The following is a 16,328-nucleotide window of genomic DNA, read 5'->3' as shown; positions in this document are numbered from 1 at the left end:
GCGCTAACCCATCCTTAACTTAGCTGTAATCGCGTATATCGTCGATTATCTTGCCGTCATTCGGCAGGCTGCCGCTGGCTGCGAATTGCACTTCACCGCGCAACTTGGTGACGTCGCGGATGGTGGCGACGATGTCCGCAGCCGCATTTTGCGCCGAAGGATCGCTCACTTCGCAATGCAGGGTCATCACCTCATCGGCGATCCGGCCCGATACCACCAGGCGCGCCTTCAGCACCTGCGGGTGGCGGCGCGTGATCTCGTGCACCTGCGAGGGATGGACGAACATGGCGCGCACCTTGGTGGTCTGGTCCGCGCGGCCCATCCAGCCCCTGATGCGGGTGTTGGTGCGGCCGCAGGGCGAGGGCGCTGCATCGGTCAGCACGGCGGACAAATCGCCCGTGGCGAAGCGTACCAGCGGGTAATCGGGATTGAACACGGTGACGACCACTTCGCCCACTTCGCCCGGCGCCACGGGTTCTCCCGAGCCGGGGCGCACAATTTCCAGGACCACTTCTTCATCCAGCACCAGGCCGGGATTGACCTTGCCGCCGGTCTTGGTTTCGTAGGCGATATTGCCCACGTCGGCCGAGCCGTAAGTCTGGACCACGTCCTGCACGCCATGTTCCGCGAACCACTGGCGCAGCGATTCCGGCAGCGCTTCGGCGCTGACGACGGCGCGCTTCACGCTGCCGATATCGGCCCCTGTCTCGCGCGCCTTCTCGATAATGAGCTTGAGGAAGGAGGGCGTGCCGACATACGTATCCGGCTTCAGTTCGGCCATCGCCTGCACCTGCAGCTCGGTTTGTCCGACGCCGGCCGGAATCACTGTGCAGCCGATGCGCGCTGCGCCGCCTTCGACCATGAAGGCGGCCGGCGTGAAGTGGTAGGAGAAGCAGTTCTGCAGCAGCCCGCCCGCGCGCACGCCCGCCGCATACATGGGACGCGCGAAGCGCCACCAGTCGGTGCCGCGGCCTTCCGGATCGAAGATGGGGCCGGGCGACATGAAGATGCGGCCCAGCTGGCGCGGCGCGGTGCTCGTCAGCCCGCCGAAGGGCGGCAGCATGTGCTGCAAGCCTTTCAGCTCGGACTTGCGCGTGACCGGCAGCTTCGCCAGCGCTTCACGCGAAGTGATGCTGGCGGCGTCCACACCCTCCAGAATGCGCGACCAGCCGGGCGCAGTCTGCGCCTGCGCCACCAGTTTTGGCAGGCGCGCCATCAGCTCGCGTTCGCGTTGTTCGGGTGGGCGGGTTTCCAGGCTGTCGAGCGTGTCGGCCATCATGCGGCTCCTTCGATCTCTCTTTGCAGTTTCTTGGTCAGTTTCGAGAACACCAGCTCATAGGCGCGCCGCAACAGCTGCTCCGCTTCGGTATCGGCCAGTGATCTCATGTCTTCCACGCGTATCCACTTCGAGCGCGCCAGGTAGGGCGCAGGAATGATGCCGGGACGGTCGGTCAGCTCCAGGAAGCGGTCGTCATCGACCTTGAACCGGATGCTGGTCGACTTTTCATCCACGTCCGCCACGGCGAACATCTTGCCGCCGATGGAGAACACCAGATGATCGGTCCATTTGATGTCTTCCGTTGCGCCAGGCAGGGAACGGCACATTTCCTTCGCTTTCTTGATATTCATGCGTCTTTCGTCAAGCCAGCCAGCGCTTGCGGCGGCGGTAAAACTTCATGTCCCGGAAGCTCTTGCGGCCCGCGCCGGACATGCCCAGATAGAATTCCTTCACGTCTTCATTGCTGACCAGTTCCTGGGCGTCGCCTTCCATCACTACGCGGCCGTTCTCCAGGATGTAGCCGAAGTCCGCATAGCGCAGCGCCACCATGGTGTTCTGCTCGGCCAGCAGGAAGGACACGTTTTCCTTCACGTTCAAGTCTTTCACGATGCCGAAGATCTCTTCCACGATCTGCGGCGCGATGCCCATCGACGGTTCGTCCAGCAGGATCATGGAAGGCTTGGCCATCAGCGCGCGCCCGATGGCGCACATCTGCTGCTCGCCGCCCGAGGTGTAGCCCGCCTGGCTCTGGCGGCGCTCCTTCAGCCGCGGGAAGTAGTGATAGACCTTTTCCAGCGACTCGCGCAGTGCGGCGCGCGAATCGCTGCGGGTGAAGGCGCCCGTCAGCAGGTTTTCCTCGATGGTCAGGTGGCCGAAGCAGTGCCTCCCCTCCATCACCTGCGACAGGCCGCGCCGCACCAGCTCATTCGGGGTGAGCTGGTCGATGCGTTCGCCCTTGAACAGCACCTCGCCCTTGGTCACATCGCCGCGCTCATTGCGCAGCAGGGTCGAGATGGTCTTCAGCGTGGTCGATTTGCCGGCGCCGTTGGCGCCCAGCAGGGCAACGATCTTGCCCTGCGGGACCTGCAGCGACACGCCTTTCAGCACGAGGATCACATGGTCGTAGATCACCTCGATGTTATTGACGGAGAGGTAGGGCTGCGGCGCTGCGACGGCCGTGGGGGCCGCCGCAGCGTGTGCTGGGTGCAGTGTGCTCATGACTTCATGCAGGCCGGAATAATTTTTTTCTCAGCTGCGTACTTGGCTGACGACTCATCGGTCAGCTTGCGTACCAGCGCCTTATCGCCGATTACCCAGTTCGGCGTGATCGCGACCCATTTCTTGCCATCCCACTGCTGCACCTTTACGGCACCCGAGCCTTCGTGGTCATCACAGCTGGTTTTCACAGGCGGGAACATATTGAACACGCCGAGGGCCTTCTGGCGGGCCTCGTCCACGTTCAGGTTCTCCAGGCCCCAGCGCAACTGCTCTCCCGTGACCGGCTTGCCTTTGCCGAATTTCTCCTGCGCGGCGCGCATCGCTTCCACATACATGACGCCGGCGGTCAGGCCGCGCATGTGGTAGACGGAACCGATGCGCGACTGGTCGGCCAGGTTGCCCTTGCCGGCCGCGTACACCTTCTTCTTCAGGTCATCCAGCAGCGGATAATGGCCCGGCGTGTTGAAGGTCATCGCCGTATAGCCTTTCGCTGCATCGCCCGATGGAACGGTATCTTCTTCCGAACCGGCCCACCACACGCCCAGCATCTTCTCGCGCGGGAAGCCGTTGCGCTGCGCCGTCTTGATGGCGACAGAATTCATCACGCCCCAACCCCACAGGATCACGTGGTCCGGATTGGCCTGGCGGATTTGCAGCCACTGCGACTGCTGCTCGCTGCCCGGTGGCGCCACCGGGATCTTGATCAGTTCAAAGCCCTGCTGGGCGGCCAGCGCTTCCAGCACCGGCAAGGGTTCCTTGCCGAAGGCCGAGTCGTGGTACAGGTGCACGATCTTCTTGCCCTTCAGCGAGCCACCGTGCTTGTCCGCCAGGTACTTGATCATGGCGGCCGCCTGGCTCCAGTAGTTGGAGATCAGGGGGAACACATAGGGGAAGACCTTGCCGTTGGCGGCATCGGAGCGGCCGTAGCCGAGGGTGGTCATCGGCACCTTGTCGGCCGGCAGGCGATCCAGTACGCCGTAGGCGATGCCGGTGGACAGCGGTTCCACCACGGTGGCGCCGCCATTCTTGGTCTTCAAGCGTTCATAGCATTCCACGCCGCGCGACGGGTTGTATTCGGTCTCGCATTCTTCCCAGCTGATCTTCACGCCATTCACACCGCCGTTGGCGTTGACGAGATTGAAGTAGTCGATGATGCCGCCATAGAAGCCGGAACCGCCCGCCGCATACGGGCCCACTCGGTAAGAGGGCAGGGCAACGAACTGCTCGGAGGGCTGTTGGGCCCAGGCGGTGGTAACCACGCAGCAAGCGGTTGCAATGCCAAGTACGAGGGATTTCATCTTCATTTATGTCTCCAAGAGTAGTTATGGATCGCTCAGTGCGGGAAAGGCCACAGGCGAAGTTTCTCTTTACCGATTTGCCACAAACGCGCCAGACCGTGAGGTTCCACGATCAGGAAGAAAATAATCAGAGCGCCGAACACCATCAGTTCGAGGTTGGACGCAACGCTGGTGGGCAAAGCCAGGACGTGCGCGAGAATATTCAGGAAGACCGGCAGCAGCACGATGAAGGCGGCGCCGAGGAAGGAACCGAGCACCGAACCGACGCCGCCGATGATGATCATGAACAGGATGCGGAAGGAGAGGTCCAGGTTGTAGGCTTCCGGTTCCACCGTGCCGAGATAGGCAAAGGCATACAGCGCGCCCGCCACGCCGCAGTAGAAGGAGCTGACGGCAAAGGCCAGCAGCTTGGTGCGCATCAGGCGGAAGCCGATCACTTCGGCCGCCACGTCCATGTCGCGCACGGCCATCCAGGAGCGGCCCACGTTGGAGCGGATCATGTTCTTCGCCATCAGCGCCATCAGCGCAACGATCACCAGCACCAGCATGTATTTGCGGGCCGGCGTGTCGAATGCGTAGCCGAGGATTTCCATCTTCTGCGCGGTGATCACGCCGGAGGAGCTGTAGTTCGTCAGCCAGCCGATCTTGGTCAGGCACCACACCACGAAGAACTGCGTGGCCAGCGTGGACGCAGCCAGGTAGAAGCCGCGGATGCGCAGCGAAGGCAGGCCGAATGCCATGCCCACGATCGCGGCGCTCAGGCCGCCCAGCACGAAGGCCAGCAGCACCGGGATGCCGGGGATGCGCAGCACGAAGTTGTAGGAGGCGAAAGCACCCACCGCCATGAAGGCAGCCGTCCCTAGCGACAGCTGTCCCGCATAGCCAGTCAGGATATTGAGGCCCAGCGCCGCCAGCGCAAAGATCAGGAAGGGGATCAGGATGGCGGACAGGATATAGGGCGACGAGAAAGTCGGCAGTACCAGTGCGGCCAGGGCCAGCGTCGCAAACAGGGCGATGCGGTCCTGGCGGATCGGCAGGATCTGGCCGTCCGCTTCGTAGCTGGTCTTGAATTGTCCTGCTTCACGGTAGAACATCTCAGATCCTCCGGATGATTTTTTCGCCGAACAGGCCTTCAGGCCGCACCAGCAGGAACAGCAGGGCCAGCACATACGGGAACCAGCCCTCGATGCCGCCGCCCACCGCCGGGCCGATATAGACTTCGGCCAGCTTTTCGGAAGCGCCGATTATCAGGCCACCGACAATGGCGCCCGGCACGGAGGTGAAGCCGCCCAGGATCAGTACCGGCAGCGCCTTCAGCGCAATGAAGGTCAGCGCGAACTGCACGCCATTGCGTGCGCCCCACAGCAGGCCGGCTACCAGGGCCACTATGCCAGCCACCGCCCACAGGATGCCCCAGATGCGCTGCAGCGGAATGCCGACGGCCAGCGCGGCCTGGTGGTCGTCCGCCACGGCGCGCAGGGCTCGGCCGATCTTGGTCTTGGCGAACAGCAGGGCCAGCACCGTGACCATGATGGCGCAGATGGCGGCCGCCGTGACGTCGAACTGGGACACGATGATGTTGAACTTGTCCATCAGCACCTGCATCGGCACGTCCTCGATCGGAACGTCCAGCTTGTGCACTTGCGAACCCCAGATCAGCTGCGCCAGGCCCTCGATGAAGAAGGCGAGGCCGATGGTGGCCATGAACAGTGTGATTTCCGGCTGGTTGACGAGGGGCCGCAGCACCACGCGCTCGATGGCGAAGCCGAGGATGATCATCGCCACGATGGTGGCGGGGATGGCCAGCCACAGCGAGAATCCGAACTTGTCCATGAAGCCGACGCAGGTGAGGGCGGCGAAGAACACCATGGCGCCCTGGGCGAAGTTGAAGACGCCGGAAGCCTTGTAGATCAGCACAAAGCCGATCGCCACCAGCGCATACATCACGCCCGACAGCAGGCCGCCGATCAGCACTTCGAAGAAGAAATTGATGTTCATGTCAATGCGCCGTGCCGAGGTATGCGTTGATCACTTCCTGGTTGGTGCGGACTTCATCCGGCGTGCCGTCGCCGATCTTCTTGCCGTAGTCCAGCACCACTACGCGGTCCGAGATATCCATCACCACGCCCATATCGTGCTCGATCAGCACGATGGTGGTGCCGAACTGCTCGTTCACGTCCAGGATGAAGCGGCACATGTCCTGCTTCTCTTCCACGTTCATGCCGGCCATCGGCTCGTCCAGCAGCAGGATCTGCGGCTCGGCGGCCAGGGCGCGGCCCAGTTCCACGCGCTTTTGCAGGCCATAAGGCAGTCGGCCCACGGGCGTCTTGCGGATATGCTGGATTTCCAGGAAGTCGATGATTTCCTCGCACTTCATGCGGTGCGCGATTTCCTCGCGCCGCGCCGGGCCCCAGTAAAGGGCCTGCAGCAGGAAGTTGGTCTGCATCTTCAGGTTACGGCCGGTCATGATGTTGTCCAGCACCGTCATGCCCTTGAACAGGGCGATGTTCTGGAAGGTGCGGGCGATGCCGGACTTCGCCGCGTGGTAGCAGTCCATATTCTTGCGCTGCTCGCCGCGGTACATGATCTGGCCCTGCTGCGGGCGGTACACGCCATTGATCACGTTCAGCATCGAGCTCTTGCCCGCGCCGTTGGGACCGATGATGGCGCGGATCTCGTGCTCGCGCACATTGAAGGAGATATTGGTCAGCGCCTTGACCCCGCCGAAAGACAGCGAAATATTCTGCAGGTCCAGGATCACCGGGCCAATATTCCGCCCTGCGTCCAGCATCGCATCCGTTTCATTCATCTGCATAATGGCCTCGCTCATGCGGCTTGCCGCGTTACGACAGGGAAGGTCTTGCTGTCCCAGATTTTCAGGTCGGCGGATACGACGCCGGTGCGTCCATCCTCGAACTTGACCTGGGTTTCGATGTATTGCGATGGCTTGCCGCCGTACAGTGCGTCGATCAGCACGGCGTATTTGTCCGCGATGAAGCGGCGGCGCACCTTGCGGGTACGGGTCAGTTCATCGTCGTCGGGATCGAGCTCCTTGTGCAGGACGAGGAAGCGGTGGACCTGGGTATCGCCCATCAGTGCTTCGCCGGCCAGGTCGGCGTTGACTTTTTCCACGCACTCCTTCACCAGTTCGTACACCTGCCTGTTGGCCGCCAGGTCGGTATAGCCGGAGTAGGCGATGCCGCGCCGTTCGGCCCAGTTGCCCACGGCCTCCATATCGATATTGATGAAGGCGCACACCTGGTCGCGCTGGTTGCCGAAGCTGACGGCTTCCTTGATGAAGGGGAAGAACTTCAGCTTGTTCTCGATATAGTTCGGCGCGAACATGGAGCCGTTGTTCATCTTGCCCACGTCGGCTGCGCGGTCGATGATTTTCAGGTGGCCGTCGTTGTCGAAGAAGCCGGCGTCGCCCGTGTGGAAGTAGCCTTCGCCGTCGATCGCTTCGCTAGTGGCGTCCGGGCGCTTGTAGTAGCAGTCCATCAGCGTGGGCGACTTCACCAGCACTTCGCCGTTGGCGGCCAGCTTCACTTCCACGCCCGGCGCAGGCAGGCCCACGCTGTCGAACTTGATCTTGCCGTCAGGCTGGAAGCAGATGTAGGCGCAGGTTTCAGTGGAACCGTAGAACTGCTTGAGATTCACGCCGATCGAGCGGTAGAACTTGAAGAGGTCCGGTCCGATCGCGGCGCCTGCCGTGTAGGCCACGCGCACGCGGGACAGGCCCAGCACATTCTTCAACGGTCCGTAGACCAGCACATTGCCGATGGCGTATTCGATGCGGTCGCCGAGCGGCACATGCTTGCCGTTCAGGATATCGGCGCCGCAGCGGCGCGCAACTTCCATATAGTGATGGAACATCTTGCGCTTGATCGCGCCTGCGTCTTCCATGCGGATCATCACTTGCGTCAGCATGTTTTCGAAGATGCGCGGCGGCGCGAAATAATAGGAAGGGCCGATCTCGCGCATATCCGTCGTGACGGTGTCGCTCGATTCCGGGCAATTCACTGTGAAGCCCGCGACCATGGCTTGCGCGAAGGAGAAGAGGCAGTCGCCTACCCATGCCATCGGCAGGTAGGAGAGCACGTTTTCCTCGTCGCTCAGCTTGTCGAACCCAATGCCGCCGGTGGCGGCTGCGATCAATGCCTTATGCGTCTGGCATACCCCCTTAGGTTTCCCCGTCGTACCCGACGTGTAGAGAATGATCGCGTTATCGCACTCCATGCCAGTGGCGATGGTGCTTTCGTAGAAGCCGGGATGGGACTTATCGTAATCACGTCCCAGTTCCTGCAGCTTCGCATAGGAGATCAGCTCCTTGTGCGTGTAGTTGCGCATGCCCCGTTCGTCTTCGTAGGCGATGTGGGCGATGTCGGGGCAGCAGCCGATCAGTTCGAGCAGCTTGTCGACCTGCTCCTGGTCCTCGACGATCGCGTATTTGATTTCAGCGTTTTCGAGGACGTAGGACATGTCGGCCGCAGGTGCATCCTGGTACAGCGGCACCGGCACGCCGCCCAGGCACTGCGCCGCCAGCATGGCCCAGTAAAGGCGCGGACGGTTATCGCCGATGATCGCCAGGTTCATGCCGCGCTGGAAGCCCAGTGCTGCAAGGCCGCATGCCAGTGCGCGGACTTCCTCGTTCACCTGCGACCAGTTCCAGGTCTGCCAGATGCCCAGGTACTTCTCGCGGAATGCGGGCTTGTTCGGCCGTTCTCTTCCATGTGCCATCAGCTGGCGCGGGAAGGTGTTCAACTCGTTCTGCACCTTGGTCTCCTTCGTCCTCTTTAAAGAGGCATCTACATGTTTTGGGTAGGTGGCGCGATTTGTGTGATGATATTAGCGTGCGAATTTCGCCAAGGTTGTCTTTTCGGAGACAATTCGAAGACTTTTGATGGTGCGGCGCAACAATGAAATTGGAAACCCCCAGCCTGAAGGAAGCCATACGCTCAGCCATCTGGGCGCAGACGCTTACGGCTGAGCAATTGGAACTGGTGGAAGCGACCACCTTCGAGGTGTTCATCCCGAAGGGCGGCTTCGTTTGCCACAAGGGCGAGGTGGTCGACAACTGGATTGGCATCATTTCCGGCATGGTCAAGATGAATAATTTCTCGCCTTCGGGGAAGAGCGTCACGTTCACGGGCGTGCCGCCCGGTGGCTGGTTCGGCGAAGGTTCACTGCTGAAGGACGAGCGCCGCCGCTACGACGCCATGACCCTGCGCGACAGCCGCATTGCCCGCATGCCGGCCGCCACCTTCCATCACCTGCTGGAGAATAGCCTGCCTTTCACCCGCTTCCTGTTGATGCAGCTCAATGAACGGCTGGCCCAGTTCATCGGCATGGTCGAAAACGAGCGTTTGCTGGACCCGGACACGCGCGTCGCGCGTTGCCTGGCCTCACTCTTCAATAGCCATCTCTATCCCGGCATCGAGCGCCTGGTGCAGATTTCGCAGGAAGAAGTGGGGCTGTTGTCCGGCTCCTCGCGCCAGCGCGCCAACCAGGCCTTGCAAGTGCTGGAGAAGGAAGGCCTGGTGCGGGTCGACTACGGCGGCATCCGCATCCTCGACCTGGAAGGCTTGCGCCGCTTCGAAGCTTGAAGTCACGGGGTCAGATCTGACAATCCGCCATTTGGCCGAGCAATTGTCCGATTGTCAGATCTGACCCCGTAGTATCATCGCGCTATGGAAGACTCTACCAATCAAGTACCGGCGCGCCTTTCCGCCTTGCGGAAGGCCATGCAGCGCCTTGGGGTCGACGCGCTGCTGGTGCCGTCGGCCGATCCGCACCTGTCCGAATACCTGCCTGCGCGCTTCCAGGGGCGCGAGTGGCTGTCCAATTTTACGGGTTCGGTGGGCACTTTCATCATCACGGCCGATTTTGCGGGCGTGTGGACCGATGGCCGCTACTGGACGCAGGCCGAGTCCGAGCTGGCCGGCACCGGTGTGCAGCTGATGAAGATCAGTTCCGGCGCCAGCGTGCAGTATGTGGACTGGCTGGCGGAGAACATGCGCGCCGGCCAGACCGTGGCAGTGGACGGCGCTGTTCTGGGCCTGTCGATCGCGCGCCTGCTGCAAGCCGCGCTAAGCGCCACGGGCGTGCAATTGCGCACCGACCTCGATGTGTTGGATGAAGTCTGGACCAACCGCCCGTCGCTGCCAACTGAACAGGTCTACGAGCACTTGCCGCCGTATGCGCCGAAAGGCCGCGGCACCAAGCTGGCCGAATTGCGCGCCGACATGGCCCGCCTCGGCGCCACGCATCACGTCATCTCGACGCTGGACGATATCGCCTGGCTGTTCAACCTGCGCGGATCGGACGTGAATTTCAATCCGATCTTCCTGTCCCACGCGTTGATCGACGCCGGCCAGGCGCAGGTCTTCGTGGCCGAAGGCAAGGTGGCGGCCGACCTGGCCGGCGAACTGGCGGCGGACGGCATCCATGTGCGGCCTTACGAGCAAGCCGCCGCTGCGCTGGCCGCCCTGCCGGAAGATGCCGTGCTGCTGCTGGACCCGCGCCGCATCACCTACGGCACGCGCCAGGCCGTGCCGGACCATGTGCGCGTGATCGAGGCCGTGAACCCGACCACCTTCGCCAAGGCGCGCAAGACCGAGGCCGAAGCCGACCATATCCGCGCGACGATGGAGCAGGATGGCGCCGCGCTGGCCGAATTCTTCTGCTGGCTGGAAGGCGCCCTGAATCGCCGCGAGCCGCTGAATGAGTACGAGGTCGGCGAGCACCTGCTGGGCTTCCGCAAGCGCCGTCCAGGCTTCATCAGCCCCAGTTTCGGCACCATTGCCGGCTTCCGCGCCAACGGCGCCATCATGCATTACCGCGCCAGCGAAAAGGGCTGCGCACAGATCGGAGGCGACGGACTGCTGCTGATCGACTCCGGCGGGCAGTACGTGGGCGGCACTACCGATGTCACGCGGGTGATTGGCGTCGGTACCATTACGCCTGAGCAGAAGCGTGATTTCACGCTGGTCTTGAAAGGGATGATGGCGCTCTCCGTCGCGCATTTCCCGCGCGGCTGCAAGTCGCCGATGCTGGACGCGATTGCCCGCGCGCCGCTGTGGGCGGCCGGCATCGACTTCGGTCACGGCACCGGCCACGGCGTGGGCTACTTCCTTAATGTGCACGAAGGGCCGCAGTCGATTTCGCCCTCCACGCCGCCCGAGCCGCATACGGCCATGGAACCGGGCATGATCACGTCCAACGAGCCGGGCGTGTACCGTCCCGGCAAGCGGGGCATCCGCATCGAAAACCTGGTGCTGAACGTGCCCGCCGGGTCCACCGAATTCGGCGAATTCCTGCGCTTTGAAACCCTGACCCTGTGCCCGATCGATACGCGCTGCATCGACCGCTCGCTGCTGCGTGCCGACGAAATCGAATGGCTGAACAACTACCACTCGATGGTGAAGGCGCGCGTGAGCCCCCTGATCAGTGGGGATGCGCTGGCCTGGCTGGAGAAAAGGACGGCCTTCCTATGAGCGCACGTTCCACCAGGGCTTCCAACGCGCTCGCGCGCCTGAAGGAGCGCAGCGGCAACCAGGGGTATTCGATGACGATTACGGGCGCAGGCCATTTCTACCTGTCCGAAACGCCGGACGGGCCGCCGCTCTGCCCCCCGATGGAGCTGGATGATTTTGTTGCCTTCGTCAACGCGCAAGGGCCGCAGAAGGCAAGGCGTGTCAGCAAGCTCGATACCGAATTCGAGAAGCAGCTGGTCAAGAAAACAGAAAAATAAGGCGAGGCGCTTATGCCCACAGTGGATTTCCTGCGTGCCTATTGGTCTTCCGGCGAGCTGGCGACCAATGGCGTAGTCCTGTTGAACCTTCTCGGTGCACTGGCGCTTGGCCTGCTGGTCGGCTATGAGCGCTCCTATCACGGCCGCGCGGCCGGCATGCGCACTTATGGCCTGGTTTGCATGGCCTCGGCCTCTCTGACCGTAATCTGCGGCTACCCCGCGCAATGGTTCGGTGGTCATATGACGGAGCTGGTGGGCACCGATCCCACCCGCGTGATCCAGGGCATCGTGACCGGCATCGGCTTCCTCGGCGCGGGCGTGATCATGCGCGAGGGCTTCAATATCAGCGGCCTGACCACGGCGGCATCGATCTGGGCTTCGTCCGTGATCGGCGTCATGGTGGGCGTAGGCTTTTATCTTGGCGCCATGGGCCTGGCCTTCCTGAGCGCGATGGCGATGATTTTCCTGTCCAAACTGGAGGCGTGGCTGCCGTCACGGCATGCGATCGCGATTTCGATGCGCTTCAAGGTGGGCTATGAGCCGCAGGAGGACGCCTTGCGCAGGATGGCGCTGGAGCGCGGCTATGAAATCGCCGGCGGCTCCCTGACCATCGGCCTGGCGGAAGGCAAACAGGAATGGAAGTTCGTGGCGCTGGCGCTGAGCAAGCGCAGTGGCGCGCCGCTGGCCAAGCTGGCGGCTGAAATGTGTCACTTCGAAGGCATCGAGAGCTTCCACGTTACCCACGCACGCAACTAGGAGACGAGCTTGATCATCAATGCCCAGGATATCCTGGATTTCTGGTTCCTGCCCATCGGCGTGAAAGGACACAACACGCAGCGCACCGAGTGGTTCCGCAAGGACGATGCATTCGATCAGCTGATTTTCAGCCAGTTCGGCGGCGTGGTCGAGGAAGCGCTGGCGGGCGGCCTGCGCCAGTGGGACGATGAAGGCACGCAAGGCACGCTGGCCCGCATTATCGTGCTGGACCAGTTCACCCGCAACATCTATCGCGGCACGGCCAAGTCTTTTGCCGGCGATCCGCTCGCCCTTGAAGCGGCCAAGGCGCTGGACGATACGGGCGCCAACCAGACCTTGCCGCCGGTGCAGCGGGCGTTTTCCTATATGCCCTTCGAGCACGCCGAGAACCTGTCCATGCAGATCCGCTGCGTGGACCTGTTCACCATGCTGGCTGCCGACGCGCAGGGCTTTGCCAGCACGCTGGATTATGCGAAGCGGCACCATGAAGTCATCCGCCGCTTCGGACGCTTCCCGCACCGGAACAAGATTCTCGGGCGCGAGTCCACGCCGGAGGAAGTGGAATTCCTGAAGCAGCCGGGGTCGGGGTTCTGATGCGCCTTACCGTGATTGGCGGCGGCCATGTGGGCCGCGTGCTGGGCCGCTTGCTCGGCACGCGTGGCGGCTTTATTGTGGCCGACGTGCTGGCCCGCTCGGCGGCGTCGGCTAATGAGGCAGCCGCCTTCATTGGCGCCGGCCGTCCGCTCGACGCCTACCCGGCGCTGGCTGTTGCTGATGTCTACATGCTGTCCGTGACGGACGACCAGATCGTGCCGGCCTGCGAAGCGCTGGCCGCGTCCGTGCCGCTCAAGGGCGCGGTGGTTTTCCATTGCAGCGGCGCGCTGGCGTCCAACCTGCTGCAAGCGGCCCGCGATGCGGGCGCTTTCGTGGCCAGCGTGCATCCGATACGCAGCTTTGCGGATATGGAGGCGGTGGCTGCCGCGTTTGATGGCACCTTCTGCGGCGTGGAAGGCGATGCACAGGCGCTGGACGTGCTTTTGCCCGCGCTTTCGGCCATCGGCGCGCGGGCAGTGCAGATCGATGCGTCGGCCAAGACGGTTTATCACGCGGCGGCGGTATTTGCGTCCAACTATCTGGTGACGGTGCTCGACGCCGCTTTACGCGCCTACCAGGCGGCCGGCATTCCCGAGGATGTGGCACGCGAACTGGCACGTCCCCTTGCCAGCGAATCGATGGAGAATGTATTCCGCCTCGGTGCGGCGCCGGCGCTCAGCGGGCCGATTGCGCGGGGCGATATGGCGACCGTCCAGCGTCAGCACGACGCGGTCGCCGCCTGGGATCCCGCCACCGGACAGCTCTATGATGCGCTGGTCTCCCCCACCGTAGCCCTCGCCGCCCGCAAACGCGCCCACCGCCCCTGACGCGTCCTCGCGCCGGGTGACCTGCCGCTGCGCGGGATGATCTGCCACTTTGGCGTAGGGCGGATCATATGGGGCCGCCGAGGCCCGCCGTGCCTGCGCGGACGGGCGGCTAACGAATCACCGTCGCCCAACGCTCGAATCCAGACAAATTTGTTGTGCAGGAGCAAAAAATTGTCCATGAACATCGACAAAGCCCGCCCAACGCAATAAGCTAGGCCACTTGGAGTTGTCACAAAAAGTAATCAGGGGAAAGCAATGCTATTTTTGAAAACTACGTCCGTCACCAAGGCGCCTGGCATCTATGAAGTTGACATCGCCGCCAAGCCGCCTGGCAAGACCTTTGGCGTATACATGGCAACCGACCCGGACAATCCTCCGACCGCCGTCCTGCAAGCTCTCGCCGCCGGCGGCTTCCAGCAGACCCACAGTTCCGGCTACACCCACAAGGACCGCGGCAAGGTGCTGGACCTGCACTTCCAGAAAGACGGCACCGACCTCTTCAAAGGCTGGAAGCCGGAAGAGGCCGAAGCCAATATGGCCATCATCAACAAGATCTTCACCGACATCGGCGTGACCGTCACGCCACGCGTGATGTCGCTGGCCGAAGCCTACGCCTGAACGTCGATGTGATACAGGGCCCAGGGGCAGGAACCGAAACGGTCCTGCACGGCCCTGCTTGCCATTTCCGGAATGCGTTCCGGCTCATAGATCGCCCATAGCGGACCGAGGCCGCCCAGCGACATGGGCGCGCCATCCATTTTCGTCGCCACGATGAAGCGCTGGGCTTGCGCCTGCGCGACCGTCATGGTGACGGCATAGCCATCCACCGCCCGCAATGTCAGCTTCACCGTGCCATCCAGCGGCGCGCCGACGGTCTTCAGCACATCCAGCAGCAGCGGGCCGGACAGTGCATGCTGCTTGCGGTCATACTCCAGCACCGGCTTGATCGTGACCGCCGGCAGCGCATCCAGCGCCGCGTAATCGAAGGCATAGGCTTTATCGAAACGCAGCTTCTGCTTGTACATCATCTGGTCCGTGACCTGGTCGAACGGACCGCGGTTCGGCTTGCCGACGGCGCCGGTGATGGTCAACAGCGTCGGGCCGCGCGCCGACTTGGGCGCCGCCGGCGCCAGCGAGGGCAGGGCGCCGGCCACGGCCAGCGCGGAGAGAAAGTGTCGTTTGTGCATTCCATTATCATAGCGGAATGGACCTATTTGCTGCACAGCCTGAATTGCTGCCGATCCCCGTCGAGGATGGCGAACTTTCCTTTATGATCCAGCTGCCGCTGGGGCTGTCCAACGCCGAGATCGTGCGCCAACTGGTGGACGAGACGGAATGGAAGGCGGAAACGATCTTCCTGTTCGGAAGGGAAGTGCCGCAGCCACGGCTGAGCGCCTGGTATGGTGAGAAAAGCTACACCTATTCGGGACGGACTTTCCATCCGCTGCCGTTCACGCCGCTGCAGCTGGCAATCAAGCGCGTGGTGGAGGAAGTGAGCGGGAGGAAATTCAACAGCGTCCTGCTGAACTACTATCGCGACGGAAACGACAGCATGGGCTTCCACAGCGACGATGAGCCGGAGCTGGGCCGCGAGCCGGCGATCGCGTCGGTAAGCTTTGGCGAGACCCGCACCTTCATCCTGAAGCACAAAAAGCTGCCGAGAACTCTCAAGCTGGACCTCACCGATGGCAGCTTGTTGTTGATGTCCGGAAAACTCCAGAATTGTTGGCGACATGGCATCAACAAGGAGCGAACTCCGCGCGGACCGCGCATAAATCTCACCTTCCGGCTCATCTGCGGTTAAGTTCCGCTATTTTGAGGTCAACATCTGTAATTCAAGGTCGCTTACATCTTCATACAATTCTTACCGGATCTTTCCCCACATTCATTTTGGCAAGTGTTATCGTGCACCCCATCGCAATTCATAACTGAACGAACTGCGATCCCAAGCAAGACAACAACTTAACTTTGCTGAAAGATCACGAAAATGAAGAAGATTGCACTCGCCCTTATCACTGCTGCCAGTGCAGCAGGCGCACTGTCCACTGCCCACGCTGAAGACCTGAAGCCGTACATCGGCGCCAGCGTCATCGGTTCCGAGCACAAGTACAACCTGTCCAACGACACCAGCAATGGTGACCGCAAAAGCACCGAGTACGGCGGCAAGATTACGGCGGCGTGATGTTCGACAAGAACTTCGGCCTCGAAGCCGGCTATACCGACTTCGGCAAGTCCAGCTACGGCTATACCGTCAACGGCCTGAACGGCAATATCGACGCGCACGCCAAGTCCTACTACATCGCCGGCAAAGCTTCCTGGCCGGTCAATGAGCAGATCAATGTCTTCGGTAAGCTGGGCGTCGCTCACAACAAGAACGACGTGAATACTTCCGGCCTGGCTGCCGTATACAACACTGGCGACAGCAGCAAGACCTCGGTCTACGCCGGCGTTGGCGCGGAATATGCGTTTAACCAGAAGGTGTCCGCAGTGGTCGAGTACGAACACTACGGCAAGAATGACATCGACCAGGGCCGCCGCAAAGGCGCGATCAGCGTCGGCGCCAAGTTCAACTTCTAAGTTCGCCAGCGGACCAGCCTGGTCCGCCT

General features: G+C 62.2%; 19 protein-coding genes. 10 read left to right on the top strand and 9 right to left on the bottom strand.

Annotation, left to right across the window (positions count from 1 at the left end):
- Nucleotides 1-19 precede the first annotated feature (19 nt).
- The 8 genes from ACHMW6_RS34225 to ACHMW6_RS34190 are packed head-to-tail and all read right to left on the bottom strand — an operon-like array spanning nucleotide 20 to nucleotide 8,532.
- A complete protein-coding gene (locus ACHMW6_RS34225; protein ID WP_395408783.1) occupies nucleotides 20-1,276 on the bottom strand; it encodes a phenylacetate--CoA ligase family protein in 1,257 nt (418 codons plus the stop codon).
- Nucleotides 1,276-1,629 (bottom strand): MmcQ/YjbR family DNA-binding protein, encoded by a 354-nt coding sequence (locus ACHMW6_RS34220; protein ID WP_395403925.1) that lies wholly within the window; start codon nucleotides 1,627-1,629, stop codon nucleotides 1,276-1,278. The genes ACHMW6_RS34225 and ACHMW6_RS34220 overlap by 1 nt, the downstream gene beginning before the upstream one ends.
- A 10-nt stretch (nucleotides 1,630-1,639) precedes the next feature.
- A complete protein-coding gene (locus ACHMW6_RS34215) occupies nucleotides 1,640-2,497 on the bottom strand; it encodes an ABC transporter ATP-binding protein (RefSeq protein ID WP_395403923.1) in 858 nt (285 codons plus the stop codon).
- On the bottom strand, nucleotides 2,494-3,801 hold the full coding sequence (locus tag ACHMW6_RS34210) for an ABC transporter substrate-binding protein (RefSeq protein ID WP_395403921.1): 1,308 nt from the start codon (nucleotides 3,799-3,801) through the stop codon (nucleotides 2,494-2,496). The genes ACHMW6_RS34215 and ACHMW6_RS34210 overlap by 4 nt, the downstream gene beginning before the upstream one ends.
- A gap of 29 nt (nucleotides 3,802-3,830) precedes the next feature.
- Nucleotides 3,831-4,889: a branched-chain amino acid ABC transporter permease gene (locus ACHMW6_RS34205; protein WP_395403919.1), complete on the bottom strand. Its 1,059-nt coding sequence runs from the start codon at nucleotides 4,887-4,889 to the stop codon at nucleotides 3,831-3,833.
- 1 nt (nucleotide 4,890) lies between these two features.
- Complete coding sequence (locus ACHMW6_RS34200) at nucleotides 4,891-5,787, bottom strand: branched-chain amino acid ABC transporter permease (RefSeq protein WP_395408782.1); 897 nt, start codon at nucleotides 5,785-5,787, stop codon at nucleotides 4,891-4,893.
- Between the two features lie 7 nt (nucleotides 5,788-5,794).
- Entirely contained in the window at nucleotides 5,795-6,625 is an 831-nt protein-coding gene (locus ACHMW6_RS34195) for an ABC transporter ATP-binding protein (RefSeq protein WP_395403917.1), read from the bottom strand.
- Nucleotides 6,622-8,532, bottom strand: coding sequence for an AMP-binding protein (locus ACHMW6_RS34190; RefSeq protein WP_395408781.1), 1,911 nt, complete (start codon nucleotides 8,530-8,532; stop codon nucleotides 6,622-6,624). Before ACHMW6_RS34190 ends, ACHMW6_RS34195 begins: the two co-directional genes overlap by 4 nt.
- A 179-nt stretch (nucleotides 8,533-8,711) precedes the next feature.
- On the opposite strand from ACHMW6_RS34190, the gene ACHMW6_RS34185 reads away from it, so the two are divergent.
- From ACHMW6_RS34185 to ACHMW6_RS34155, 7 genes are all read left to right on the top strand, one after another.
- Complete coding sequence (locus ACHMW6_RS34185) at nucleotides 8,712-9,398, top strand: Crp/Fnr family transcriptional regulator (RefSeq protein ID WP_395403915.1); 687 nt, start codon at nucleotides 8,712-8,714, stop codon at nucleotides 9,396-9,398.
- 84 nt (nucleotides 9,399-9,482) lie between these two features.
- Complete coding sequence (locus tag ACHMW6_RS34180; RefSeq protein ID WP_395403914.1) at nucleotides 9,483-11,288, top strand: aminopeptidase P family protein; 1,806 nt, start codon at nucleotides 9,483-9,485, stop codon at nucleotides 11,286-11,288.
- Complete coding sequence (locus ACHMW6_RS34175; protein ID WP_395403912.1) at nucleotides 11,285-11,545, top strand: hypothetical protein; 261 nt, start codon at nucleotides 11,285-11,287, stop codon at nucleotides 11,543-11,545. The genes ACHMW6_RS34180 and ACHMW6_RS34175 overlap by 4 nt, the downstream gene beginning before the upstream one ends.
- Before the next feature lie 12 nt (nucleotides 11,546-11,557).
- On the top strand, nucleotides 11,558-12,301 hold the full coding sequence (locus ACHMW6_RS34170; protein WP_395403910.1) for an MgtC/SapB family protein: 744 nt from the start codon (nucleotides 11,558-11,560) through the stop codon (nucleotides 12,299-12,301).
- 9 nt (nucleotides 12,302-12,310) lie between these two features.
- Nucleotides 12,311-12,895, top strand: a complete 585-nt coding sequence (locus tag ACHMW6_RS34165; protein WP_395403908.1) for a DUF924 family protein — start codon at nucleotides 12,311-12,313, stop codon at nucleotides 12,893-12,895.
- Nucleotides 12,895-13,722 carry a Rossmann-like and DUF2520 domain-containing protein gene (locus ACHMW6_RS34160; RefSeq protein ID WP_395403906.1) on the top strand — a complete coding sequence of 276 codons (828 nt, stop codon included), beginning with the start codon at nucleotides 12,895-12,897 and terminating at the stop codon, nucleotides 13,720-13,722. Before ACHMW6_RS34165 ends, ACHMW6_RS34160 begins: the two co-directional genes overlap by 1 nt.
- A gap of 255 nt (nucleotides 13,723-13,977) precedes the next feature.
- A complete protein-coding gene (locus ACHMW6_RS34155; protein WP_395403904.1) occupies nucleotides 13,978-14,340 on the top strand; it encodes a hypothetical protein in 363 nt (120 codons plus the stop codon).
- On the opposite strand, the gene ACHMW6_RS34150 is transcribed toward ACHMW6_RS34155, so the two are convergent.
- Nucleotides 14,331-14,909 carry a molybdopterin-dependent oxidoreductase gene (locus ACHMW6_RS34150; protein WP_395403902.1) on the bottom strand — a complete coding sequence of 193 codons (579 nt, stop codon included), beginning with the start codon at nucleotides 14,907-14,909 and terminating at the stop codon, nucleotides 14,331-14,333. The genes ACHMW6_RS34155 and ACHMW6_RS34150 overlap by 10 nt on opposite strands.
- 44 nt (nucleotides 14,910-14,953) lie before the next feature.
- On the opposite strand from ACHMW6_RS34150, the gene ACHMW6_RS34145 reads away from it, so the two are divergent.
- From ACHMW6_RS34145 to ACHMW6_RS34135, 3 genes are all read left to right on the top strand, one after another.
- Nucleotides 14,954-15,526, top strand: a complete 573-nt coding sequence (locus ACHMW6_RS34145; protein ID WP_395403900.1) for an alpha-ketoglutarate-dependent dioxygenase AlkB family protein — start codon at nucleotides 14,954-14,956, stop codon at nucleotides 15,524-15,526.
- A gap of 183 nt (nucleotides 15,527-15,709) precedes the next feature.
- Nucleotides 15,710-15,904, top strand: coding sequence for a hypothetical protein (locus tag ACHMW6_RS34140; protein WP_395403898.1), 195 nt, complete (start codon nucleotides 15,710-15,712; stop codon nucleotides 15,902-15,904).
- Nucleotides 15,904-16,299: an outer membrane protein gene (locus tag ACHMW6_RS34135; protein ID WP_395403896.1), complete on the top strand. Its 396-nt coding sequence runs from the start codon at nucleotides 15,904-15,906 to the stop codon at nucleotides 16,297-16,299. Before ACHMW6_RS34140 ends, ACHMW6_RS34135 begins: the two co-directional genes overlap by 1 nt.
- Nucleotides 16,300-16,328: the final 29 nt, after the last annotated feature.

This window comes from Pseudoduganella sp. UC29_106, from assembly GCF_044055365.1.
GTDB lineage: Bacteria > Pseudomonadota > Gammaproteobacteria > Burkholderiales > Burkholderiaceae_D > Rugamonas.
This window is presented reverse-complemented; position numbering and strand designations above follow the sequence as displayed.